We start from the raw sequence: 25080 nt of genomic DNA on the forward strand, positions 1-25080 counted from the left end.
CATTAGCCCGTCAGCGGTTCTTCAATTTTCAAACTTACTGGGACCGGGCTCGTTTGCGCCCGAATGACATCATGGCTCGTTTTCGAATCGATCTGCGCGCAAGCGCCTTTCGCAGCGTTCTTGGTTTCACGCTCATCCATTGGCGGCGCCAGCCGTGGCGGCTTTCGCTGATCATGGGCACCTTCCTGTTGTCGACGCTGGCCGACGTGATGACGCCGCTCTATTCCGGTAGGCTGGTCGATGCCGTGGCCAGCAGTGCGTCCGCGGACGAGGTGGCATGGAATGCCGCGATGGCCGCGTTCTCTATGCTGGTGGCATTGGCGCTGACCGGCGTCGTGCTGCGCAACCTCGCCTTCATGGGGATCACTGACCTGACCCTGAAGATGATGGCGGATATCGCGGCGGATGCGTTCCACCGCGTTCAGCGCTTTTCCACCGACTGGCACGCCAACAGCTTCGCCGGCTCGACCGTGCGCAAGGTGACGCGCGGCATGTGGGCGCTCGACCTGCTCAACGACACGATCCTCATTGCTCTGTTTCCTTCGCTGGTGATGCTGGTCGGCTCGACGCTGCTGCTCGGCTGGTTCTGGCCGATGATGGGCGTGGTGGTAGCGGCCGGCTCGGTGCTCTTCATCATCGTCACTGCGATGCTTTCTTTGGGCTATGTCGCCCCGGCGGCCCGGCTTGCCAACACCTGGGATACGCGCATGGGTGGCTCGCTCGCCGACGCTGTCAGTTGCAATGCGGTGGTGAAGGGTTTTGGCGCCGAGACACGCGAGGAAGCCCGCCTTGCCAAGGTTGTCGCCAAATGGCGCGGCCGCACAAGGCGGACCTGGGTGCGCGGCACCGTCAACGGCACGACGCAGGGAACAATGCTGCTGCTGCTCAGGGCGGCGGTGATCGGCCTTGTCCTTCTGCTGTGGTCATGGGGGCAAGCGAGCGCTGGCGATGTCGCCTTCGTGCTGACCTCGTTCTTCGTGCTGCAGGGCTATCTGCGTGACATCGGCACGCACATCCGCAATCTGCAGCGCTCGATCAACGACATGGAGGAACTGGTCGATTTCCAGTCCGAACCGCTGGGCATCGAGGACCAACCCGGCGCCAAGCCGATCCAGATCACCGAAGGCCACATCAACTTCGACAATGTCACCTTCCACTATGGCAGCCACCGGTCGGCGCTCTATCGCGATTTCTCGGTGGATATCGCTCCGGGGGAACGGGTCGGGCTGGTCGGTCACTCCGGTTCGGGCAAGACAACCTTCGTCAAGCTGATACAGCGGCTCTACGACGTGAACGCCGGGCAAATTCTTGTCGACGGACAGGATATTTCCAAGGTGGCGCAGGCGTCGTTGCGCGGGCAGATCGCCATCGTCCAGCAGGAGCCAATCCTGTTCCACCGGTCGCTGGCGGAGAACATCGCCTATGCCCGGCCGGACGCCAGCCAGGCCGAGATCGAGCACGCCGCCCGGCTCGCCAGCGCGCATGACTTCATCGTCAATCTGCCGAAGGGTTATGGCACGCTGGTTGGCGAACGCGGCGTGAAACTGTCTGGTGGCGAGCGCCAGCGCGTGGCGATCGCCCGCGCGTTTCTGGCCGATGCGCGGATTCTGATCCTGGACGAGGCGACATCAAGCCTCGATTCGGAATCAGAGGTGCTGATCCAGCAAGCGATGGAGCGCTTGATGGTTGGCCGCACGACACTGGTTATCGCGCACCGGCTTTCGACGGTGAGGGCGCTCGACAGGCTGCTGGTGTTCGATCGCGGCCGCATCGTCGAAGAAGGCTCGCATGACGAACTGATCCGGCTGAAGGGCGGCATCTACCGGCGCCTGTTCGAGCGCCAGGCGCTGGAACTGACCAAGGGCCTGGTGATCTGATCTACTTGTGCACCGCGCCGCGCGTCCAGCGCGGCGCTGTAGCCTTTTCATTCCGCCCGGCATGTTCTATGTCTGCCGCTCGGCGCGGGGGCGTGTCTTGTCAACAACAAAAGCATCCGGTACGCCCCACTCATGACCGTTACCGTACGTTTCGCCCCGTCGCCCACAGGCCGCATTCATATCGGCAATGCGCGCACCGCTCTGTTCAACTGGCTGTTTGCCATGAAGAACAAGGGCCGCTTCATCCAGCGCTTCGACGATACTGACCTTGCGCGCTCGAAGCAGGAGTTTTCCGACGCCATACTCTACGACCTGCATTGGCTGGGAATTTTCCAGGATGCGACGGAGTATCAGTCGCGGCGTTTCGAGGTCTACGATGCCGCGGTGGAGAAGCTGAAACAGGCGGGTCTTCTCTACGCGTGCTATGAAACACCGGAAGAGCTTGACCTGCGGCGCAAGGTGCGCCGCACGCGAGGCCTGCCGCCGGTCTACGGCCGGGAAGCATTGACGCTCACCTCGCAGCAGATCGCCGAGTACCAGTCTGATGGCCGCCGGCCGCACTGGCGCTTCCTGCTGCCCAATTTTGCCGGGGATCCGCAGGAGCCGGAGCGCACGGAAGTCCATTGGAACGACCTGGCTCGGGGCGAGGAAACCGTCGACCTTGCGTCGCTTTCCGATCCCGTTCTGGTGCGCGAGGACGGAACCTATCTCTATACGCTGCCTTCGGTGGTCGACGATATCGACATGGGCATCAGCCATGTCATTCGCGGTGACGACCACGTCACCAATACGGGCGTGCAGATAGCTCTGTTCAAGGCGCTGGGGGCCGAGCCGCCGGTGTTCGGTCACCACAATCTTCTGACGACGACCTCGGGCGAGGGCCTGTCGAAGCGGACCGGGGCGCTGTCCATCGAGAGCCTGCGCGAGAGCGGCATCGAACCGATGGCGGTCGCCTCGCTGGCGGTTCTGGTCGGCACGTCGGAAAATGTCACGGCCGTGCCAACGATGAATGAGCTCGCCGAACGCTTCGATCCGGCCGCGACGTCGAAGTCAGCAGCCAAGTTCGACCCGGATGAGCTTCTCGTTCTGAACCGGACGCTGCTTCATCACATGCCGTTCTCCGAGGCGCATGACCGGCTGATGGTGCTCGGCATATCCGGTGAACAGGCCGAGCCGTTCTGGCTGGCGGTACGCGGCAATCTCGATCGATTGGCCGATGCGGCAAGCTGGTGGCGCGTCCTGCGCGAGGGTCCGCAGGAGCAACCGGAGTTTTCCGACGACGACCGCGATTTCCTTCGCCAGGCATTCGATCTGCTGCCGGAAGACCCGTGGACCGCGACGATCTGGAAGGATTGGACGGCCAAGGTCAGGGAAGCGACCGGCCGCAAGGGCAAGGCGCTGTTCATGCCGCTCAGGCTTGCGCTTACTGGACTGTCTTCGGGGCCGGAGCTCGCAGATCTATTGCCGCTGCTGGGTCGGGAAGGAACGATGGCCCGACGACCCTGATCCTGCGCTGTTCCGGCGGCAGCGCCGACACGGGCGAGGTGGCAGGTTTGAAGGTCAGGCGCTTGATCGCTTCGCGGTCGAGCCCTCCCTCGGCATTGGCCAGGGTTTCCGGATCGGCGCCCGGATCGGGTTTCACCAGTGGCACTGGAACGAATGGCGTGGCGTCCGTCGTCGGCTGCGATTGTTCCGGATTTGGCGGATTGCCGGCGATGATCTGGAAATTCCGCGCGGCATTGCAGCCGCAGGCCGGCGGGCGCGATATGTTGGGCGTCTTGTAGAGATAGGCGGTCGGCAGTTCGCCATAGGGCCGTCCGGTTACCGACGACGTCATGGACGCCGAATCGTCGTCCATGCCGCGCGAGTAGAAGACCTGCATCTCGGTGCCCGGGCAGCTCGATTCGCAATTCTTCTGGTCGCGCTCGAAATCGCCGGCCGAAGCCGCGTTCGACATCGGGAAGAAATAGCCGTCGCAGGTGCGCACGCACATTGTGCGGAATTCGCCGCCAGAGCGCGGCAAGTCCATGGCGGGCTGATTGAGCACCTGACGGCCGTTGTTTTGTTCGCCTGGGTTGTCCGGTTGGTTCAGCGCTTCGATCTGGCTTCTGTCGCCGCCGAAAAGCTGATTGAACAGATTTCCGTTGTCGTTTTCGTTATTGGAGGCCTCGATGGGGCTACGCCTCGGGGGAACCGCTCCATCCCGGCAGCCATTGGCGTCGAGCGATGCCAGTATGCGCGCGCGATCACGGCGAGAGCCGCCGCCGCTGGCAAGCCTTGCCCGCTTGCTTTGCAGGACATCGAGATTGGCATTCATGCGGTCTATGCTGGCATTGAGCGCCGCGCACTCGGTGACATTGCTGCCGAAGAGCGAGAAGCCGCAGCCCGCACTGCTGGATTGGCTGCGCGCTTTGAAAATCTGCTCGCGCTGCCGGGCAATCGCATCGTCATATTTGCCGATGAGGGCCGGCTTGCCGTCACCGCCGGAGGTTGCCGCGAGATCGGCTTCGAGTTGGCGGCAGACGCGGGACGCCGCCAGCGGCTGGGATATGGCAAGACAAGAAAACGCCAAGGCGCCGAGCAGAACGGCGGTATGCGCCTGCTTCCACCCTCCGTTGGTCATCCGCCCCGAACTCCGCCTGCCTGTTCGCCGTCAAACCTACCGCGCTCGCAGTTAACTGTTTCTTAAGCTTGGCGACGGACCTGATGCGATCCACAGGGGGCGATATACTTCAGCCCAGATTGACCGTCGCCTGGGCCTTCTGGGCCGCTTCGACAACGGCAAGCGCCGTCATGTTGACGATGCCGCGCGATGTCACCGACGGGGTCAGGATGTGCGCCGGTTTGTCGGTGCCGAGCAGGATCGGGCCGACATGCAGGGCATCCATCATCGTGCGCAGCGCTGTGAGTGTGATGTTGGCGGAATCCAGATTGGGGAACACCAGAAGATTGGCTTCACCCTTCAGCCGTGAGTGCGGATAAACCCGCTGGCGCAGGGACTCCGACAGGGCGGAGTCGGCATGCATTTCGCCGTCGCACTCCAGGTCTGGCGCGATCCGTGCCAGGATCGCTGCAGCGTGCCGCATCTTGAGGGCGCTCGGTGCGTCGCGAGAGCCGAAATCCGAGAATGAGAGCAGGGCAGCCTTTGGCTCAATGCCAAATCGCCTGATCTCTTCGGCCGCGAGAACCGTCATCTCGGCGATTTCCTCGGCCGTCGGGTCGACGGAAACGTAGGTGTCGGTCAGGAAGATGACGCCGCGCTGCGAGATCAGCATGGATAGTGTCGACAGGTCGTGATCCTTGATGCCGGCACGGGGGCCAATGATCAGCGTGACATTGCGCAGATGGCGAGCAAAGCGCCCCTCCAGACCGCAGATCATGGCGTCGGCATCGCCGCGTTTCAGCGCGAGCGCGGCGATCACCGTGTTGTCGGTGCGCACCATGGTGCGGGCGGCTTCCGTCGTGACGCCGCGCCGGCCTGCGAGCTCGATCAGCAGGTCGACATAATTGCGGTAGCGCGGGTCGTCCTCGGGATTGATCAGGCCGAAATCGACGCCAGGCTTGATGCGCAACCCATAGCGTTTCAACCGCACCTCGATGACATGCGGGCGGCCGATCAGGATCGGCTCGGCGATGCCTTCTTCCAGCACCACCTGGGCGGCACGAAGCACGCGCTCATCCTCGCCGTCGGCATAAATGACACGCTTGGCGTTCGACGCCTTTGCCGACGAGAACACCGGCTTCATCACCAGGCCGGAGCGGAAGACGAAGCGGTTGAGCTTGTCGATATAGGCGGCAAAGTCGGCGATCGGGCGGGTTGCAACACCGGTGTCGCAGGCCGCCTTGGCAACGGCCGGAGCGATGCGCAGGATCAGGCGTGGATCAAACGGCGAAGGGATCAGGAAGTCAGGCCCGAAGATCGGCGTCTCGCCGGAATAGGCGCGGGCGGCGACGTCGGAGGGTTCTTCACGGGCAAGGGCGGCGATCGCCCGAACCGCCGCCATCTTCATCTCTTCATTGATCGCGCTGGCACCGCAGTCAAGCGCTCCGCGAAAGATGTAAGGAAAGCACAGTACGTTGTTGACCTGATTGGGAAAATCGGAACGACCGGTGCAGATCATGGCGTCGGGACGTGCCGCCCGCGCCGCCTCCGGCATGATTTCGGGATTGGGGTTGGCGAGCGCCAGGATCAGCGGTTTTGGCGCCATGAGCGCCAGCAGTTCCGGCTTGAGGACGCCCGCGGCCGAAAGGCCGAGGAACACGTCGGCGCCCGGCAGAACGTCGGCCAGCGTGCGCGCCTCGGTGTCCTTCACATAGGGATCTTTCCAGCGATCCATCTCGTCGACGCGGCCCTTGTAGGCAACGCCGAAGCGATCGGTAACCCAGATGTTTTCCACCCGCACGCCAAGCGAGACCAGGAGGTTGAGGCAGGCAAGGGCAGCCGCACCGGCGCCGGAGGTGACGATCTTGATGTCCGAGATGGTCTTGCCGGCAAATTCCAGCCCGTTCAGCACGGCTGCGGCAACGATGATGGCGGTGCCATGCTGGTCGTCGTGGAAGACGGGTATGCCCATGCGGGCTTTCAGCCGCTCCTCGACCTCGAAGCACTCGGGCGCCTTGATGTCCTCGAGATTGATGCCGCCGAAGGTTGGCTCCAGCGCCGAGATCGTCTCGACCATGCGGTCTATGCCCGGCGCATCGATCTCGATATCGAACACGTCGATGCCGGCGAATTTCTTGAACAGCACCGCCTTGCCTTCCATCACCGGCTTGGAGGCGAGCGGACCGATATTGCCGAGGCCGAGCACGGCCGAACCGTTGGAAACCACGCCGACCAGATTGGCGCGCGCCGTATAGTCGGCGGCGGTCGCGGGATCATCTCGGATTTCGAGACAGGGCGCCGCGACGCCGGGTGAATAGGCAAGCGCCAGATCACGCTGGTTGCCGAGCGGCTTTGTCGCCTGGATCTCGAGCTTTCCCGGTATCGGGTATTTGTGGAAGTAAAGGGCGGCTTCGTCGAGGTCCGATCGTGCCGTTTTCTTGTTGTCGCCTTCCATGCGGCCGCTCCCTCGGTACCTGCGTCGAGATTCCTTTTAGCATGCGGCCAAGGTTTTTCGCGACGCTAAATGACGCGCTGGCGACTTTGCGCGCTGGCGCATCGAAAATCTATGTGAGTCAGATACTTATGCCGATTTCGTCCCAGATGAGTTCTGAGCATTGGCGCAGTTCGAATTTCCGAAACGGATGGATTGGCGCCGGCCTGCCATCGCGCGGTAGAGGCCCGACGGCAGACTTTGACCGGGTATTCACCGATGGATCACGACGGTGAAACCCTCATCGGGTGTCGGCGCCACAAAGTGGCTCGTGATGAGATCAAATTGCTTGTCGGTCGCCGCGAACTCATGATCCCCGCTGGCATTCCGCGCCCGAAGACGCGCCTTGCAGACGGCATCAGAGACGTCAAAGTAATGGAGTTGGTGGGAGGCTCCTGCCTGCTCAAATATCGTTCGCATCCATGCGCGATTTGCCGGCGTATTCGCCGGAAAGTCCAACACAACCGAAACGCCTGATTTCAGCAGATCGATCAGATGCAATTCCATAGCGTTTCGAAGGCGAGCAGAGCGGTTGACGTAATCGGCGACGGAAGTCATTTCTCCTGGATAAAGCCGGGAAAGCCAATGATCCTCGCTGACGACGACAGTACCGGGCAGGTTGCCGAGTTGGGCTGCAAGCGTTGACTTACCGGCGGCAATTTTGCCGCATAGGAGATGCAGCTTCGGTTTGTTCGATGACATATGAATAGACCCAGTGCTTGGCGTGTTGCACGCCGTTGATGTTCACATGCGGAAAGACCCAGCCCAACGTATCAGGCCGGGCGGTTAATTCGGCCGCGAAAGGCGGCATCCGTTTTGTGAACAAGCAAGGTCATGACGGTTCAAACCCGGACATTGCCGGGTGCTGCTGTGTCTCGAACGCGTTGATCAAAAGGCGCTGACGTAGAGACCGCCATCGACGGGTATGTTCTGTCCCGTCAGGTAGCCGGCATGGACCGAACAGAGGAAGGCGCAGATCTGGCCGAACTCCTCCGGCGTGCCCAGCCGTTTGGCCGGTACGTCGGCGCTGATGCGGGTCTTGCGCGCGGTGGCGGCTGCCGGATCTTCGACTGTACCGGCTTCATGGGGGCCGCGCAGCCGGTCGGTGTCGAGCTTGCCCGGCAGCATGTTGTTGATGGTGACATTGCGATCGATCACCGTTCGCGCCACGCCGGCGAGGAACGAGGTCAGGCCGGCGCGTGCGCCGGATGACAGGTCGAGGCCCGGAATGGGAACGTAGACCGACAGCGAGGTGATGTTGACGATGCGGCCGAAGCCGCGCGCCGCCATGCCGTCGATGACCGCCTGGACCAGTTCGACCGGCGTCACCATGTTCTGGGTAACGCCTTCGAGGATCTTCGCGCGATCCAGTTCGCGGAAATCGCGCAGTGGCGGGCCGCCATTGTTGTTGACGAGGATGTCCGGCTCGGGACAGGCGGCAAGCAGTGCCTTCTGCACTTCCGGCTTCGAGACATCGCCGACGACTTCCGTTACCGTCACAGCATAGCGCTCGCGCAGTTCCGCGGCGGTCTTGGCCACCAGTTCGGCGTTGCGCCCGTTGACGACGATATCGCAGCCGGCTTCGGCCAGCGCCATGGCGCAGCCTTTTCCAAGTCCTTTGCTCGATGCGCAAACGATGGCCTTCTTGCCGCGAATACCGAGATCCATGACGAATTTCTCCTGATGAGTTGGCGGCAACCTACTCTTGGGGCTGGACCAATCGCAACCGTCATACGGTTGTTGCATGAATCGAGGCATAGGCTGGGCGAAAGCAACGGTGACAAATCGATGTCCGGCCAAGAGCCCCGCACTTTCCGCAGCATGTTCATCTCCGACGTCCACCTTGGGTCGAAGGCGGCGAAGGCTGAATTCCTGATCGATTTCCTCAGATATCATGATGCCGATATCATCTACCTCGTCGGCGATATCGTTGATGGCTGGCGGTTGCGGAGGAGCTGGCACTGGCCGCAAAGCCATAACGACGTCGTGCAGAAATTGCTGCGCAAGGCGCGCAAGGGCGCCAGCATCACCTACATCGCCGGCAACCATGACGAGTTCGCGCGACAGTTCCAGGGCGTGCATTTCGGCGGCATAGTCGTCGCCGACCGCGCCATCCACGAAACGGCCGACGGCAAGCGCCTTCTCGTCATCCATGGCGACCAGTTCGACACCGTCGTCCACAATGCGCGCTGGCTCGCCTATCTTGGCGATCATGCCTACGATGCGGCGATGATCGTCAATCGGGTGGTGACACGGCTTCGCCAGCTGCTCGGCCTGCCTTACTGGTCGTTTTCCTCCTGGGCCAAGGTCAAGGTCAAGAAGGCGGTGAACTTCATCGGCTCGTTCCAGACGGTGCTGACCGAGGAAGCGCGCCGCTCGCATGTCGACGGCGTGATCTGCGGCCACATCCACCATGCGGCGATCGAGAATTTCGAGGACGTACGCTACATCAACACCGGCGACTGGGTGGAAAGCTGCACGGCGGTGGTCGAGCATTTCGATGGCCGGATGGAAATCCTGACCTGGGCGCAGGTGTTGCCGGAGGCGCCCGACGAACCGTTCATCCCGATGCTGATCGAAGGTCGGGTAGGGCAGGCGGCCTGACGCGGAATTCCCTGCGTTTTCAGCATCAATCGATTAGTCCAGCCGGTTTCGTCCGGTTTTCCGCCATGTTAAGGGATCGATCTACGCAGCCGGCCGTCCGGTCGAAGGCCGCGTAATTGGATCGATTCATGTCCCTGCCGCCGCTCTCCCCAGAACAACTCGTCAAGCCCAGCCATTTCGAACTGCGCATGAGCCTGATCTTCGCCACGCTCTTCGTGCCGCTTGGAACCCACTTGCCTTACTTTCCGCTGTGGCTGCAGGCCAAGGGTTTCCATGCCGAGCAGATCGCGGTCATCCTGGCCGCTCCCATGTTCCTGCGCGTGGTGACGACGCCATTGCTGACGGCGCTGGCGGACAAGGCCGGCGACCGCGCCGATGTCTATATCGCGCTGGTGGCGGCTTCATTGCTGCTATCGGCCGGTTATTTCCTGCCGCCAACCTACGCCATCGTGCTGGCGGTATCGCTGGTGCTCACCACTGTCTGGACGCCGCATTCGCCGATTGCCGATTCGCTGGCGCTGTCGGGCGTGCGCCGCTTCGGCTCTAATTACACGAGCATGCGCAAATGGGGATCGATCTCCTATTTGTGCGCCAATGTCGCTGGAGGATTCATCCTGTCGGCGACCGGCTCGCGCGCCGTGCCGGTGATCATCTTCGTGGCACTGGCGGCGGCCCTTGTCGCCGGCCTGTTCGCGCCGCGGCTCGGCCGTCCCAGGCGCTCGTCGCCACTTTCGGCCACCGATATCCAGCATTCAGCACCAAAGCTGCTGAATCCCTACTTCCTGTATTTTTCCATTGGCGTCGGCGTCATCACCGCCAGCCATGCATTCCTCTACGGATTCGTCTCGATCTACTGGAAATCGATCGGCATCAGCGATTCAGTGGTCGGCCTGCTGTGGGCCTGGGGCGTGGTGTCCGAAGTCTGCATGTTCATGATGTTCACCCGCTTTTTCAATTCGTTCTCCGTCGTGTCGATCATGGTGATGGCGGGAATTGGCGCCATTGTGCGGTGGATCGCCTTTCCGCTGGTGTGGCCGCTCGGCCTCGGCGTCACCGGTTTCTTTGCCGTGCAGTCGCTGCATTCGGTTTCAGTGGCGCTGGTGCTGATCGGCTTGCAGAAGATGATCGGTGAAACGATCTCCGAGGAGCGGACGGGTGCCGCGCAAGGCATCGCCTATTTCTCCAACGGCTTCTTCATGGCGGTGGTGACGCTGGCGTCTGGTCCGCTCTATGATCGTTTCGGCGTGGACGGCTTCTTTGCAATGATCCCGGTCGCCTTGATCGGATTGGCGCTTATCGGCCTTGCGGCGCGCTCAGCCCCACAGCGCCGGCTCGGGCGGTGAGACCAACGATCCCTGGTAGACAAGGCCGGGCACGCGGTCGCGGGTAAGCAGCAGCGGACCATCGAGGTCGACGAATTCGGCGCCTTGGGCCAGCAGGACGGCCGGCGCCATCGCCAGCGACGTGCCGACCATGCAGCCGACCATCACGCCAAAACCCAATTCACGGGCGCGATCGCGCAGGACAAGGGCCGCCGTCAGGCCGCCTGATTTGTCGAGCTTGATGTTGACGGCATCGTAGCGGCCGACAAGTGCCGACAGGTTCTTCGCCTCATGCACGCTTTCATCGGCACAGATCGGCATGGGATGCGCGATGTGGCGCAGGATCTCGTCATGGCCTGCCGGCAGTGGCTGCTCGATCAGCGCGATTCCCTGCTCGGCGGCGAAGGCGAGGTTCGCGACGATGTTCTCGTCGGTCCAGCCTTCATTGGCGTCGAGGATGATGCGGCTGTCGGGTGCGGCCTGCCTGACGGCACGAATGCGGGCGATGTCATTGTCGCCGCCGATCTTGACCTTCAGCAGTGGCCGCGCCGCATTGGCACGGGCTTGCGCCGCCATTGCCTCCGGCTCGCTGAGCGAGAGCGTGTAGGCGGTCTCAAGTGCCCTTGTGGGAGCCGCGCCAATCGCAGAGGCAACCGATGTTCCGCTCCTCTTTGCCTCCAGGTCCCACAGCGCGCAGTCGATGGCGTTGCGGGCGGCTCCTGCCGGCATGGCGTCGAGGAGGGCCGCCCGGCTGATACCATCTGCGATCCTGCCACTCATCGCCTGGATCGCGTCACGGACGCCATCCATGGTCTCACCATAACGCTTGTAGGGGACGCATTCGCCGCGACCGGTATGGGCGCCTTCGCCGATGGTGCAGGTGATGACCTCGGCCTCGGTCTTCGAGCCGCGCGAAATGGTGAATATCCCGGCGATGGGAAAGCGCTCGGCCTCAACCGAAATGACACGCGCCATATTTTTTTGCTCCGGCTATGTGACAACGAGCTTGTCGGCAAATCGACAGGTTGGTTTCGTCAGGCTAAACAGGACGCCATGTTGACCATCGGCAAACGCGACGCAAGTGGCACGACCGCCAATGAGGCTGACCACCAGCCTCGCGTCGCCGTCGGTGATGAGGGTGGCGTTCTCGGCTGCGCCTTTTCCGGAACTTGGACGACACGCACCGTCGCGTTGGTCGACGCCGAGATGCGCAAGATCGAAAAGCGGAGTGGATTCAAGACGCTGGCGCTCGATCTTTCAAAGATCGAGAAAATTGATACCGCCGGTGCCTGGCTCATCGACCGCCTCGTCAGCGCCTTCGAAAAGCACGGCGCTGAAATCCGGATGCAGGGACAGAGCGAGGTCGCGTCGATCCTGCTTGAAGCTGTCAGCGACGCGGTTCGACGCGCCCCTGATTCCGGTCCCGTCCGGCCGCCCAACATCATCATCCGCGCGCTTGAGGCGATCGGCCGGCGTGTCTACGAAATGCGCGACGATTTCCTCTCGTCGATGAACATCCTTGGCGCCACCATCCGTGGCGCGCAGATGAAGCTTGGCCGTGGTCACGGCGTCAATATGGCGGCGATCTTCAACCAGATCGATCGCATGGGGGTCGGGGCCATCCCGGTTGTCGTGCTGATGTCGGCCATCGTCGGCGCGATCGTCGCCCAGCAAGGCGCCTACCAGCTCAGCTATTTCGGCGCCGACATCTTTGTCGTCGACCTGGTCGGCGTGCTGATCCTGCGCGAACTTGGTGTGCTGATGACGGCGATCATGATCGCCGGCCGCTCCGGCAGCGCCATCACCGCCGAGATCGGCTCGATGAAGATGCGCGAGGAAGTCGATGCGCTCAAGGTCATCGGGCTCAATCCGATCGGCGTGCTGGTGTTCCCGCGGCTGGTGGCGCTGGTGATCGCACTGCCGTGCCTGACGATCATCGCCAATTTTGCCGCGCTCGGCGGCGGCATCGCGGCCGCCTGGCTCTACTCCGGTATTTCACCAGCTGCCTTCCTCGACCGGCTGCGCGTGGCTATCGACCTCAGCACCATTTTCGCCGGCCTGATCAAGGCGCCTTTCATGGCCATGATCATCGGCACGATCGCTTCCGTCGAAGGCATGAAGGTTGGCGGCAGCGCCGAATCGCTGGGCAAGCATGTCACCGCTTCGGTGGTGAAGTCGATTTTCGTGGTCATCATCCTCGATGGCCTGTTTGCCATCTTCTATGCGGCGATCGCGTTCTGAGATGGCGATGCGAAGCAAGAGAAATACCGGGATTTTCGAGGAGAACGACGAGAGCGAAATCGTGCTCTCCGCGCGCGACATCACCGTGTCCTTCGCCGACAAGGTCATTCTCGACAAATTGTCGCTTGATATCAGGCGCGGCGAGATTCTCGGCTTTGTCGGCGCCTCGGGCGCAGGCAAGTCCGTTCTGTTGCGCACCATCCTTGGCTTGACGCGGAAGCAGTCGGGAACGATCAAGCTGTTCGATGTCGACGTCGAAAAGGCCAGCGACAAGGACCGCCTGCGCATTGACATGCGTCTGGGGGTCCTCTTTCAGCACGGCGCTCTGTTCTCGGCGCTTACGGTTCTGGAGAACGTGCAGGTGCCGATGCGCGAGTATCTCGATTTGCCGCGAAAGCTGATGGACGAGCTGGCGATGCTCAAGGTCGAACTGGTCGGCTTGCCCCCGGACGCGGCGCGGAAATTCCCGTCCGAACTGTCCGGCGGCATGATCAAGCGCGCTGCACTCGCCCGGGCACTAGCTCTCGACCCCGACATCGTCTTCCTGGACGAACCGACATCAGGTCTCGATCCAATCAGCGCGGCGGAGTTCGACGAACTGGTCGTCAAGCTGCGCGATACGATGGACCTGACCGTCTACATGGTCACGCACGATCTCGACACGTTGTTTACCGCTTGCGACCGCGTTGCGGTGCTCGGCAACAAGAAAGTGCTGGTCGAAGGCACTATCGATGACATGCTGAAGAGCGAAGAGCCGTGGGTAAAATCGTATTTCCGCGGAAAACGCGCCCGACAACTTGATCTTGCGGCACGCGCATAGCCATAAGTGAAGCAATGGAAACCAGAGCCAACTACGTCATTGTCGGCATTTTCACACTGGTTGCGATCCTAGCCGCCTTTGCTTTCGTCTATTGGACGGCGGCGATCGGCGACAAGGGAGAGACCACCTTGCTGCGCGTGCGCATTCCTGGCTCGGCTTCGGGCCTCGGTCGCGGCAGTTTCGTGCTCTTCAACGGCGTCAAGGTCGGTGACGTGAAGCGCGTCTATATCGACGTTGACAACCCGACGGTGGCCATCGCGGATACTGAAATCGACCGCATGACGCCGATCACCAAGTCGACGCAGGCCGACATCGGTCTTGCTGGTCTGACCGGGCAGGCCAATATCGAATTGAAGGGCGCCGACCCCAAGGAGGTGAAGCTCCTCGATCAGGCCGAAAAGGAGGGCAAGGTCGCCGAGATCATTGCGAACCCGTCGGCCGTCACCAACCTTCTACAGACCGCACAGACCATCTTCAGCCGTGCCGACAAGGTGCTTTCGGATCTGGAAGGGTTTACCAGGGACGTTCGCGGACCGCTGACGCAGACCGTCCAGAACGTGCAGACATTCTCCGATGCGCTGGCCAAGAATTCGGACGGAATCGACAAGTTCCTGTCCAGCGTCAGTTCGCTTTCCGATGAGCTGAAGGGCGTTTCGGGCAAGCTCGATGGTACGCTGAAGGCAGCGGAAGGGCTGCTCAATGCGGTCGACAAGGACCAGATCAAGAGCATCGTCGCCAATGTCGATACGGTGACGGCGAATCTGAAGGAAACCTCGAAGCAGTTCGACACGGTCATCAAGAATGTCGATACGGCTGTTGGATCGATCAACGATTTTGCCCAGAAGACACAGGGCACGCTGACCAAGGTAAATGGCGTTCTCGATGGTGTCGACCCGGCCCAGCTTCGCTCTGCCCTGGCCAACATCCAGCAAGCAAGCGCGAATGCCAACAAGGCCGCCGCCGACATCGCCCAGGTGACCAGCAAGATCGCCAACAGGGCCGATGATATCGACCAGACGGTCAAGGACGCGCGCCAGCTGGCGCAACGCCTCAATGATGCTTCGGTGCGTGTCGACGGCATCCTGGCCAAGGTCGATACATTGCTGGGGTCCGGCCAGGCTGACGGTGTGATGGCCGATGCCAGGGACACGCTGAAGTCGTTCAAGCAGGTTGCCGACACGCTGAACGGCCGCCTTGGCGCCATCCTGGACAATGTGTCACGGTTCTCCGGCCAGGGCCTGTCGAATGTGGAGGCGCTGGTGCAGGACAGCCGCCGTTCCATCGGCCGTATCGAAGAGGCGGTGACCGACCTCAGCCGCAATCCACAGCGGATCCTTTCCGGCGGCGATGGCGAGGTTCGACAGTTTGATGGCAGGGCGCGGCGTTGACTTCGGCCTCCGCTCGCCCCAAGAACGCAAGGCAGATACACTGCGGCGGATCGGTTTTACGATCCGGGGACAACAGGGATCGCATGTGAAGTCGATCGCGCTCAAATCGGGTGTGGCATTGCTTGCCTTCACCCTCGCCAGTTGTGCGGCATTGCCGGGTGGTGGGCCCGCGCCCCTCGACACATTCGAACTTTCAGCGCCATCGGTCGAGGCGCATGGCCACAGCCGCCGTCAGATCCTGATCGCGCAGCCGGCGGCCCTGAAGGCGCTGGACAGCCAGAACATCGTCATCAAGCCGTCCGCGCGGTCGATCCAGTACCTCAAGGGCGCCCAATGGGCCGACCGGCTGCCGCTCATCGTGCAAGCGCGGCTGGCCGAGACTTTTCAGCGTTCCGGCAGCTTCGCCGGCGTTGGCAAGCCGGGCGAGGGGCTTGCGATCGACTATCAGGTGATCGTCGAAATCCGCTCCTTCGAAGTCCGCGTTGACCGCGGCGAGCATGCCGAGGTCGATCTGTTCGTGCGGGTATTGAATGACCGCAATGGCGAGGTGCGCGCCTCCAAGAGTTTCACCGCTAGCGCGCCTGTCTCTGGCAGCGGCAACCAGGCCTATATCGGCGCGCTCGACGCCGCCTTTGGCGACGCTGCCAAGCAGATCGTACGCTGGACCGATTCGGTGATCTGAGCGCAGGTGCGTGCGCGCACGGGCCTTCGAGGCTTCAGGTGGCCTTCGAAGCTACAGGTGGTCGAAGACGTCTGGTCGCAGCGTTCCGGCCTTCAAAAGATGCTGCAGGGTGTAGGCGACCGAGAGCGCGTCGTCGAGTGCGTCATGCCCTCGCAACGGGGGGTGTTCGACGCCGTAGTACTCCGCAAGCCTGTTGCTTGGCGTCTTCGCCAAATCCTCAACCGGCATCCCGGCCGCAATCAGCAGCTTGACGGCATTGTCGAACCGGCCGGCAGGGATGGAAGGCTGAATGCCTGCGACATAGCAGCTGATGGCGACCATGTTCAGTTCATCTTTGCCCCATGACCAGAAACGAGCTCCGCCGGAGAAGCGGTCGACGTCCGCAAGGGCCTCTCCGATTGCGACCCCTTCGGTGTCCATGGTTTCTTCAGTGATGCCAGTGAGTTTGGTGAAGAACGGGTCGAGCGTGTATCTGTTGCCGAATCGGTCGACAGGTTGAACATAAGCCTTGTGCGTACCCAGCAGGGGAAAGCCGTCTTCGAGACCAAGCCTGACCGCGCCGATCTGAGCGATGACTGGATCGGGATCGTGGGCCGCGCACCAAAATCTGCGCTGCGAGCCCTCAAGACAAAGAAACTCGCAGTCGAATATGATTGCCGTTTTCATGGTCAGCCCCCTTGTGTCGATGGTCAGGGCAGCGGGTTTCGCCTGTGGTCTTCACGTTGTCGGGAAATCGGACTTTGCGTTGGCGGATTCTCGAACCGTCAAAGGCGGAGCATTGGCCCCGCCTTTTCGATTCCGCCGTAGGCCCGCTCGGCTAGTGCAAGCGACCGCTGGCGTGGGCCAGCATGGTGTAGACCTTGCCGGTGTCGGACGTCAGGTAGGTCTGCGCCATGATGTTGTCGCGGTCGTTGCGCGAAACATCCTTGAGCAGCTTTTCGAAGTCATCGCAGTAACGGTCGACTGCGCTGCGGAACTCCGCCTCGCTCTGATACTTGCGGCGGATTTCATCGAACGTCTGCTGGCCCTTCAGCGTGTAGAGGCGGCGCGTGAAGACGTCACGCTCGCCACGCCGGTAGCGGTTCCACAGCTCGATCGAGGCATCGTGGTCGATGGCGCGGGCGATATCGACCGAAAGCGAGTTCAGCGATTCGACCACGTGAAGCGGCGAGCGCTGGGCCGGGGCCGGGCGTGGCGCCTCCACCGGGGCCGCGGGCCTGGCTTCCTCTTCACGCGATGCGCCGGTCAGGAGATCGCGCACCCAGCCACCCTGCGGCGTGCGGCCGTTGGGGTCACGCTGGCGTGGCGCGGTCTCGGACGGACGCTCAAGGTCGAGCGTGCCGCGCAGCGCGGCACCGCCCAGCGGCGCCTGAGGAGCAAGACGCTCCGGCTGTGGCGCCGGTGGACGACGCTGCGGCTCGGGCGCACGTGCGACGGGTGCTTGCGGCGCCGGACGCAGGTTGCGCTGCTCCGAATTGTCCGCATTGCCGCGGCCCGATTTCGCAACGATATCCGAGAGTTCCTTCAGGGCATTGATCTGTTCGGAAACGGCACGGCGGATGGCCGTGGTCGATTCCTTTGCCTCTTCCGGCATCTCGATCACACCCTTCTTGAGTTCGGCGCGGGTAAGGTCGAGCTCGCTCTTGATGGAGCCCGCGGTACGCCGCATCTCTTCGGTCGCATCGGCGAAGCGCCTTGTCGCCGAATCGACGACTTCGGAGATGGCGGTGCGGATCTTGTCCGCCGACTCCAGCGTCTTGCCTTCGGCATTCTGCAGAGTCTGGCCGACAAGGTTCTCGAACGAGCGCATGACCCTTTCGAGATCTTCCGACTTCTTGACCAGGCCGACGGCGAGGTCCTCGAGCGACGACTGCCTCTCCAGCGTATGCTCCAGGTTGCTCTGGGCCGAGCTCAAGAGGTCCGAGGCGCTGGACAGCAGGCGGCTGTGCTCGTCGAACTTGGTGGCGATGGAGGCGACCTCACGCAAGGTCGACGACGACAGTTCGGTCAACCGGGTCGTGTTGGAGTCGACCAGACGTGCCGAGCTGGCGAAGGTCTGCGCGGCCTTTTCCGTCGTCGCCGCGAAGCTCTGCGTGCTGCCGGTCAGGCGTTCGTCGACCTGGCCGAGATTCATCGCGGCCTGCTCGATCAGCTGACCGAGCTGCGAGCTGGATTTCGTCATGCGACCGATGAGGTCGGCGACGCTGTCCGAGAGCGAGGAGCGGGCGCCTTCGACGGCCGACAGCGTTTCGGCCGTGCGGTTGGCAAGCGCGTTGACGAGGGCGGCGTTTTCGCTGCGCAGCTTCTCGGTGGCGCGTTCGGTGACCTCTTCCATGCTCTTCTGTAGTTCGGAGCCACCCTGGGCAAAGCGCTCGACCAGTGGCCGTGCGGTTTCGTCCAGGATTTTCGACATTTCGGCCGAACGTGCCGCGAGCATGGTGTTGAGCTCGCGGGTGTTGGCTCCAATGGTCTTGGCCGCGTCGTTGGTGCTCTGGCCGATATGCTGGCCGACCGCCGTGAAGGTTTCCGCAATGACGTTGGCGCGCGAAACCAGCTGCGCCTCGGCATTCGACACCTGCTCGTTGAGCCGCTGGCTCATCGCCTCGGCCGTGTAGGCAAGGCGGTTCTCGACGCTGGCGACCTGCTCCTCGACACGGGCAGCAGTGGCTGCCGCACTCGATGCCAGCCGCTCGTCGACGCCGACAAGACGGTTCTCGACGTGGGCGACATGCTCTTCGACACGGGAAGCTGTTGCCGCGGCGCTCGAGGCCAGCCGCTCGTCGACACCGACAAGGCGGCTCTCGACGCGGGCAACCTGCTCTTCGACACGGGAGGCCGTTACCGCAGCGCTCGACGCCAGTCTCTCATCGACGCCGGCAAGTGCTTGCTCGATTTCGCGGGTGTGGACGGCGAGTTCCTGTCCGGTTTTCCGGGCGCGGTCGGCGACCCTCTGCTCGGTATCGGCGAAGGCACCGACGATGGTCTCGGCATGACCGCCGATCGTCGACGTGCTGTCGGCGATACGCGACACCAGACGGTTGTCCGCTTCGTCGAAGATGCGGCCGATTTCCGACGCGCGCGCCGACAGGGCTTCCGAGCCTTCGGCGATGCGCGAGATCAGCTGTTGGTCGGCAGCGTCGAAGATGCGGCCGAGATCCGATGCACGCGCGGCGAGCGCTTCAGCCGATTCACCGATGCGGACGCCCAAGCGCTGGTCGGCGCCTTCGAAGTTGCGCAGGATGTCGCCGGCGCGGGCGGCCAGTGACTGTGCCGTCTCGACCGCACGGGCAACGAGCTTCTGGTCGGCCACGTCGAACGTGCCGGCGATCTCGCCTGCACGAGCGGCGAGGTGGTCGGCCGTCTCCTGGACGCGGGCCAGCAGCGTGCTGGAAGTATCGTCCGCGCGAGCGATAAGAGCGTTCGATGTGTCTTCCGCGCGGGCGTGGAGGCGGCGGTCGGCATCCTCGAAAGTCCGGGCGATGTCGTCGGCCCGTGCGAGCAGGGCGCTCGACGTGTCGTCCGCACGCGCCGCCAGACGCCGGTCGGCATCCTCGAAGGTGCGAGCGATGTCTTCCGCTCTCGCGAGAAGGGCGGCCGAAGTCTGCTCTGCGCGCTCCGCGATCTTGCGGTCGGCATCACTGAAGGCCACGCCAGCCTGCTCGTGCAGAGCGCTGGTGACCTCCATGACCTTTTCGCGCAAGGCGCCGGCGACGAACACCGCGCTTTTCTCGAGCACGCTGCGAACGTTGTCGACGCCAGTCGAAAGCGCACGTTCCATGGTTCCGGCACGTTCCTCGATGATCCCGGTCTGACGGCTGAAAGCCTGCTCGATCTTCTGGACGTCGGCGGCGATCGCGTCTGAAATGTCGGTGCTTCTGGCGGCGATCTGGTCGATATGGCCGGACAGCGAGCTATCGACATCCTTGCGGGTATCGGCGAGCTTGGAGAGGTCTTCTTCCAGCGCACGGGTCAGCATGTTGCGGCCTTCGGCCAGCTTGCCGACATGTCCGGCGATGATCTCGTCGACATCGGTGCGGCTTGCAGAAATTTTCTGCAGGTCGGCCTCGAGCGCGCGCTTGAGGATGTCGCGGCCCTCGGCCAGCTTCTCGACCTGGCCGGCAACCAGCCCGTCGATGCTCGAACGGCTTTCCGCCAGTTTGGCGAGATCGTCTTCAAGTGCCCTGGACAGCGTCGAGCGGTCCTGCACCAGCCGTTCCGAGTGGCTGTTTACAAGGCCATTGACGGTTTCGAGGTCAGCTTCCAGCGCGCTTGCGAACTGCACGCGATCGTCGGTGAGCTTCCGCGACTGGTCGGCAATGGTGCCCCTGATCGTGTTCAGATCGGATTCGAGCGCGCGCTTGAGGATATCGCGGCCCTCGGCCAGCTTTTCCACCTGGCCGGCAACGAGACCGTCGATGCTCGAACGGCTTTCCGCCAGTTTGGCGAGATCGTCTTCAAGCGCCTTGGTCAGGTTCGAGCGGTCCTCAACCAGCTTCTGAGACTGGTCGGCAATGGTGCCCCTGATCGTGTTGAGATCGGATTCCAGCGCACGCTTGAGGATATCGCGGCCCTCGGCCAGCTTTTCGACCTGGCCGGCAACGAGACCGTCGATGCTGGAGCGGCTTTCCGCCAGCTTGGCGAGATCGTCTTCAAGCGCCTTGGTCAGGTTCGAGCGGTCCTCAACCAGCTTCTGAGATTGGTCGGCAATGGTGCCCCTGATCGTGTTGAGATCGGATTCCAGCGCCCGCCTGAGGATATCGCGGCCTTCGGACAGTTTCTCGACCTGGCCGGTAACCAGCCCGTCGATGCTCGAACGGCTTTCCGCCAGCTTGGCGAGATCGTCTTCAAGCGCCCTTGTCAGGTTCGAGCGGTCTTCGACCAGCTTCTGGGAATTGTCGGCGATGACACTCTTGATGGTGTTCAGGTCGGATTCGAGCGCGCGCTTGAGGATATCGCGGCCCTCGGCCAGCTTCTCCACCTGGCCGGCGACGAGGCCGTCGATGCTCGAACGGCTGTCGGCCAGCCTGGCGATGTCGTCTTCGAGCGCCTTGGACAGCGTCGAACGGTCCTGCATCAGCCGTTCCGAGTGGCTGTTTACAAGGCCATTGACGTTCTCGAGGTCGGCTTCCAGCGCCCGGGCGAACTGCGCGCGATCGTCGGTGAGCTTCTGCGACTGATCGGCAATGGTGCCCCGGACCGTGTTGAGATCGGATTCGAGCGCCCGCTTGAGGATGTCGCGACCCTCGGCCAGCTTTTCCACTTGGCCGGTGACCATTCCGTCGATGCTGGTGCGGCTGTCGGCGAGCTTGGCCAGATCGTCTTCCAGTGCCTTGGACAGGGTCAAGCGATCCTGGGCAAGCCTGTTCATATGATCGGAGACAACGTCCTTTACCTTGAGCAGGTCGGTTTCCAGGGCTTGCGAAAGCTGGCCACGGTCTTCCGCCAGCTTGTCCGACTGGCTGGCGATGACGTTCTTGATCGTATTGAGATCGGATTCCAGCGCGCGTTTGAGAATGTCGCGTCCCTCGGCGAGCTTCTCGACCTGACCGGCGACCAGCCCGTCGATGCTGGAGCGGCTATCCGCCAGCTTGGCGAGGTCGGCCTCAAGCGTCTGCGAAAGCAGGCTGCGGTCTTCAGTGAGCCGGTCCGAATGGTTCTCCAGCAGGCCCCTGATGCCCGACAGATCGTTTTCGAGCGAATTGCTGAGCTGGCCGCGATCCTCCGCCAGTTTCGAAGAGTGGGTTTCGATGAGGCCCTTAATACCGGCAATGTCGGCTTCCAGGGCTCTGGCAAGCACGGCGCGGCCTTCGGCGATCTTCTCGACCTGACCGGCGACCAGACCGTCGATGCTGGCGCGGCTGTCGGACAGCTTGCCGAGATCCGCTTCCAGGGCGCGCGAAAGAATGTTGCGGCCCTCAGCGAGTTTCCCGACGTGACCGGCAACCATTTCATCAATGATTGTACGAGCTTGCACGAGCTTCCCGGAGTCTTCGTTCAATGCCAGGGCAAGCCGATTGCGGCCTTCCTCGAGCCTTTCGAGGTGACTGCCGAGGGAAGCGTCGATGGCCGCGCGGGACTCGTTGACCTTGCGCAGATCCTCTTCGAGCGCGCGCGAGATCAGGTTGCGGCCTTCGGCCAGCTTCTGCACCTGGTTGGTCACGGCGGCATCGATGCCGGCGCGGCCTTCGGCGAACTTCGCGAGATCCGCCTGCATTGCCTCGGCCATGCGTTCGCGGCTTTCGGAAAGCTTGCGGCTGTGGTTCTCGACCGCCTCCTCGATGCCGACACGCGCGTCGGCAAGTCGCTGGATGTCGGTGTCGAAGGACCGCGACACGACATGGCGCGCCGCCTCCATGCGCCCGGCGAAGTCGCTGGCGCGGGCTTCAAGCATGGACGAGGTCGACGTCACGATGTCAGCCATGTCGGCGCCGATCTGGGCCTTGCCCTGATCGATCATTGCCGACAGCGTGTCCTTGCTCTCCGCGAATGTGTGGGCGATTTCGCGCGCGCGGTCGACCAGCGTCTCATTGATCTGGCGTGCACGGGCTTCGAGCGCCGCATTGAGCTTCTGGGTACCCGTGTCCAACGCCTCGGCGCGGGTCTGGAATTCGCTGATCAACGCTTGGCCGCGTTCGGCCAGCGTGCGTTCGATGCCGTTGAGGCTCGCCTCGAATTCGGAATTGAGCGTGCGCGCGGCGCCGCCGAGCAATGACACCATGCCGGTGGTCCGGTCGTCGAGCAGATCGGTAAGCGAACGGGTCAGGCCATCGGTGGTGTCCGTGAGCTTGGCGATGCGCGTATCGAGCAGGCTGGCGAAGGCTTCGCCCGAGGTCGACAGCCGGTCGGTGATCGAATCGAGGCGGCCTTCGACAGAATCGAAGATCGACATCGAGCTTTCGTTAATGCGGTCGATCAGCGTGTCGCCGGAATTGTTGATCGTCATCGACAATTTGGTCGAAGCGTTGAGGATGCTGTCGCGAATGATATCGCTGGCGGCGCCGATTTCCTCCTTCAGCGTCTCGTGCGCGCCGGTGATCGAGGCACGCACGCGCTCCGCATGGGTGACCACGGCCTCGCGCTCGCTGCCCAGTCCGTCGACGAGCGAGCGGATGCGGGATTCGTTTTCCGAATAGGAGCGCTCGATCTGGTTCACTTCGCTGTGGACGAGCGTTTCGAGCTCGACGGCGCGGGCAAGTGTCCGCTCGATGCCTTCACCCATGGCCGCGACTTCGCGGCGCACGGCCTGGCCGATCATCATCACGCGGTCCTGGGCAAGGTTTTCCGGCTCGGCGAGGCGGAAAGCCACTTCGGTCATCGACTGCGCGGCAATCCGCATTTCCTGTGCACGGCGGATCATGGCCGCGAATGCCCAGAACAGGATGACGGGCACGATGGCGGCGATTGCGAGGCCAATCAGTTCGGGGCGCGCGAAGAACTGATCGACGGTACGGATTCTCCAGATATCCGGTCCAAACAGCAGATTGGCCAACCCGCCTGCGCCGGCGATCCAGGCGAGCGAAACGAACGCCACGACCCAATAGATCGTGTTCGAGGCGCGCCGGTTCAGCGTGTGCAGGAGTGTCTTGTAATCTTTCTGGCGGTCGTCGTTGGCTGGCGCGAAGCCGGCCGGCTGCGACGTATTGCGGGTTTCCACGGGTCGCAATTCGGCCGGCTTGGCCTTGGCCTTGGCCTCGGGTCTCGCGGGCTGGCTCTGACTGGTGACAGGCGAACTGGCGGCAGGTGCTGCTTTCTGGTTGCGGCCTTCGCGCGCCAACTCGTCCGCTGCCTGTGATATCTGCGCTTCCAGGTCTTCCATCGAAGCGGCGATATCGAGGTCGCCGCTTCCATCGCCGCTCAGATCGATATCGAGCGCCTTTTCGAGTTCCCTGGCTACGTCGCTGTCGAGAGTTCTTGTCGTAGTGGTTTTCTTCGCCATGCCTTCGCTACCCTGTACTAGCTGCCGAGGGACTTATGATTTTGGTTGTCTTATCCCACGCAGGAGGCTGAAAATGGACCCTCGTATCGTAATGACACAGGGGGGTAAAGAAAACATGCATTCCGCGAGATACGTAAAACTTTAAATATAAGGTTAACGGAACCGTGATTTGGAGGCCCCTTTCGCAACATTTTTCCGGTCCAATCGTTAACCCGTTATCCATGGGATTCGCCTAGATTTTCGGGCGTTCAGAGGACGGAGTTGCAGATCATGCGCGGCGAAAGCGGCATTGCCTTTTCAATGCCAGGCGGCGATGCACCAGGAACGGGGCGGTCACGGCCTGTGGATATGGCGCATCTCTCACGCCAGACAATGGGTGACCGCAGCTTGGAGCAAGAGGTGCTGGCGCTGTTTGTACAGCACGCCCTGTCGGTACGCGACAAGATCGCCAACGCCGATATCCACGAAAGACTTCTGCTGGCGCATGGACTGAAAGGCTCGGCGCGAGGCATCGGCGCCTTTGCCATTGCAGATTGTGTGACTGAAATAGAGCACCGTCCCGAGGACAACAGCATCATCAAACGTCTTGGTACGCTGATCGACGAAGTGCGCGATTTCATCGCCGCCATCAGCCGTTAAGTCCGGTTTCCGAAAAACGTCATCGGGTGGCGTTTTCGCGCGGCAGTTGACTTGTCTGCCGGAGTGATTATCTCGGCTGAAACTCCCTTCAGGTGACAAATGACCAAGCTGACTTTCATCGCCCATGACGGCACACATTTCGACATGGATGCCGAGAACGGCTCGTCGGTCATGGAGAACGCGATCCGCAACGCGGTGCCGGGGATCGAAGCCGAATGCGGCGGCGCGTGTGCCTGTGCCACCTGCCATGTCTATGTCGACGACGCATGGACGGCCATTGTCGGCGAACCGGAAGCCATGGAAGAAGACATGCTGGACTTCGCATATGACGTTCAGCCGAATTCGCGGCTTTCCTGCCAGATCAAGGTGCGTGACGCGCTGGACGGTCTGGTCGTTCGCGTGCCCGAACGCCAGGGCTGACGTTCCAGCTTTTTTGCCGTCGCTGCTTGGCAGCGGGCTCCAGGTCATGCAGTCTCGT

General features: G+C 62.4%; 17 protein-coding genes. 10 read left to right on the top strand and 7 right to left on the bottom strand.

Annotated features, from left to right (window positions below; genetic code table 11):
- The first annotated feature begins 71 nt into the window (after positions 1-71).
- Positions 72-1877 (top strand): ABC transporter ATP-binding protein, encoded by a 1806-nt coding sequence (locus ABVQ20_RS06190; protein ID WP_354458664.1) that lies wholly within the window; start codon positions 72-74, stop codon positions 1875-1877.
- Between the two features lie 132 nt (positions 1878-2009).
- Positions 2010-3383: a glutamate--tRNA ligase gene (gene gltX / locus ABVQ20_RS06195; RefSeq protein ID WP_354458665.1), complete on the top strand. Its 1374-nt coding sequence runs from the start codon at positions 2010-2012 to the stop codon at positions 3381-3383.
- Here the strand turns inward: gltX and ABVQ20_RS06200 are convergent.
- The 4 genes from ABVQ20_RS06200 to ABVQ20_RS06215 all read right to left on the bottom strand — a co-directional run bounded on the left by ABVQ20_RS06200 (position 3301) and on the right by ABVQ20_RS06215 (position 8638).
- On the bottom strand, positions 3301-4500 hold the full coding sequence (locus tag ABVQ20_RS06200) for a DUF2865 domain-containing protein (protein ID WP_354458666.1): 1200 nt from the start codon (positions 4498-4500) through the stop codon (positions 3301-3303). The genes gltX and ABVQ20_RS06200 overlap by 83 nt on opposite strands.
- 109 nt (positions 4501-4609) lie before the next feature.
- Positions 4610-6934 (bottom strand): NADP-dependent malic enzyme, encoded by a 2325-nt coding sequence (locus ABVQ20_RS06205; RefSeq protein WP_354458667.1) that lies wholly within the window; start codon positions 6932-6934, stop codon positions 4610-4612.
- A 249-nt stretch (positions 6935-7183) separates the two neighbouring features.
- Positions 7184-7672, bottom strand: a complete 489-nt coding sequence (locus ABVQ20_RS06210; protein WP_354458668.1) for a P-loop nucleotide/nucleoside kinase family protein — start codon at positions 7670-7672, stop codon at positions 7184-7186.
- A 186-nt stretch (positions 7673-7858) separates the two neighbouring features.
- Entirely contained in the window at positions 7859-8638 is a 780-nt protein-coding gene (locus tag ABVQ20_RS06215; protein ID WP_354458669.1) for an SDR family oxidoreductase, read from the bottom strand.
- A gap of 120 nt (positions 8639-8758) precedes the next feature.
- Between ABVQ20_RS06215 and ABVQ20_RS06220 the strand changes: the two genes are divergently transcribed.
- On the top strand, positions 8759-9574 hold the full coding sequence (locus ABVQ20_RS06220) for a UDP-2,3-diacylglucosamine diphosphatase (RefSeq protein WP_354458670.1): 816 nt from the start codon (positions 8759-8761) through the stop codon (positions 9572-9574).
- A gap of 128 nt (positions 9575-9702) precedes the next feature.
- Complete coding sequence (locus ABVQ20_RS06225; RefSeq protein WP_354458671.1) at positions 9703-10917, top strand: MFS transporter; 1215 nt, start codon at positions 9703-9705, stop codon at positions 10915-10917.
- Here the strand turns inward: ABVQ20_RS06225 and dgcA are convergent.
- Entirely contained in the window at positions 10888-11871 is a 984-nt protein-coding gene (gene dgcA / locus ABVQ20_RS06230) for an N-acetyl-D-Glu racemase DgcA (RefSeq protein ID WP_354458672.1), read from the bottom strand. The two genes, ABVQ20_RS06225 and dgcA, sit on opposite strands and share 30 nt — an antisense overlap.
- A 78-nt stretch (positions 11872-11949) precedes the next feature.
- On the opposite strand from dgcA, the gene ABVQ20_RS06235 reads away from it, so the two are divergent.
- The 4 genes from ABVQ20_RS06235 to ABVQ20_RS06250 all read left to right on the top strand — a co-directional run bounded on the left by ABVQ20_RS06235 (position 11950) and on the right by ABVQ20_RS06250 (position 16027).
- A complete protein-coding gene (locus tag ABVQ20_RS06235) occupies positions 11950-13137 on the top strand; it encodes an ABC transporter permease (protein ID WP_354458673.1) in 1188 nt (395 codons plus the stop codon).
- Positions 13138-13144: 7 nt separating this feature from the next.
- A complete protein-coding gene (locus ABVQ20_RS06240; protein ID WP_435528325.1) occupies positions 13145-13957 on the top strand; it encodes an ABC transporter ATP-binding protein in 813 nt (270 codons plus the stop codon).
- Between the two features lie 14 nt (positions 13958-13971).
- A complete protein-coding gene (locus ABVQ20_RS06245; RefSeq protein ID WP_354458675.1) occupies positions 13972-15345 on the top strand; it encodes an MlaD family protein in 1374 nt (457 codons plus the stop codon).
- 85 nt (positions 15346-15430) lie between these two features.
- Positions 15431-16027 (top strand): ABC-type transport auxiliary lipoprotein family protein, encoded by a 597-nt coding sequence (locus ABVQ20_RS06250; RefSeq protein WP_435528326.1) that lies wholly within the window; start codon positions 15431-15433, stop codon positions 16025-16027.
- A gap of 51 nt (positions 16028-16078) precedes the next feature.
- Here the strand turns inward: ABVQ20_RS06250 and ABVQ20_RS06255 are convergent, their stop codons facing one another.
- On the bottom strand, positions 16079-16693 hold the full coding sequence (locus ABVQ20_RS06255; protein WP_354458677.1) for a 3'-5' exonuclease: 615 nt from the start codon (positions 16691-16693) through the stop codon (positions 16079-16081).
- Positions 16694-16844: 151 nt separating this feature from the next.
- On the bottom strand, positions 16845-23963 hold the full coding sequence (locus tag ABVQ20_RS06260; RefSeq protein ID WP_354458678.1) for an apolipoprotein A-IV repeat region-like domain-containing protein: 7119 nt from the start codon (positions 23961-23963) through the stop codon (positions 16845-16847).
- 270 nt (positions 23964-24233) lie between these two features.
- On the opposite strand from ABVQ20_RS06260, the gene ABVQ20_RS06265 reads away from it, so the two are divergent.
- Together ABVQ20_RS06265 and ABVQ20_RS06270 are read left to right on the top strand one after the other, a co-directional pair.
- On the top strand, positions 24234-24602 hold the full coding sequence (locus ABVQ20_RS06265) for an Hpt domain-containing protein (RefSeq protein WP_354462135.1): 369 nt from the start codon (positions 24234-24236) through the stop codon (positions 24600-24602).
- A 99-nt stretch (positions 24603-24701) separates the two neighbouring features.
- A complete protein-coding gene (locus ABVQ20_RS06270; protein ID WP_354458679.1) occupies positions 24702-25022 on the top strand; it encodes a 2Fe-2S iron-sulfur cluster-binding protein in 321 nt (106 codons plus the stop codon).
- Positions 25023-25080: the final 58 nt, after the last annotated feature.

Source organism: Mesorhizobium shangrilense, assembly GCF_040537815.1.
GTDB classification, from domain to species: domain Bacteria; phylum Pseudomonadota; class Alphaproteobacteria; order Rhizobiales; family Rhizobiaceae; genus Mesorhizobium; species Mesorhizobium shangrilense.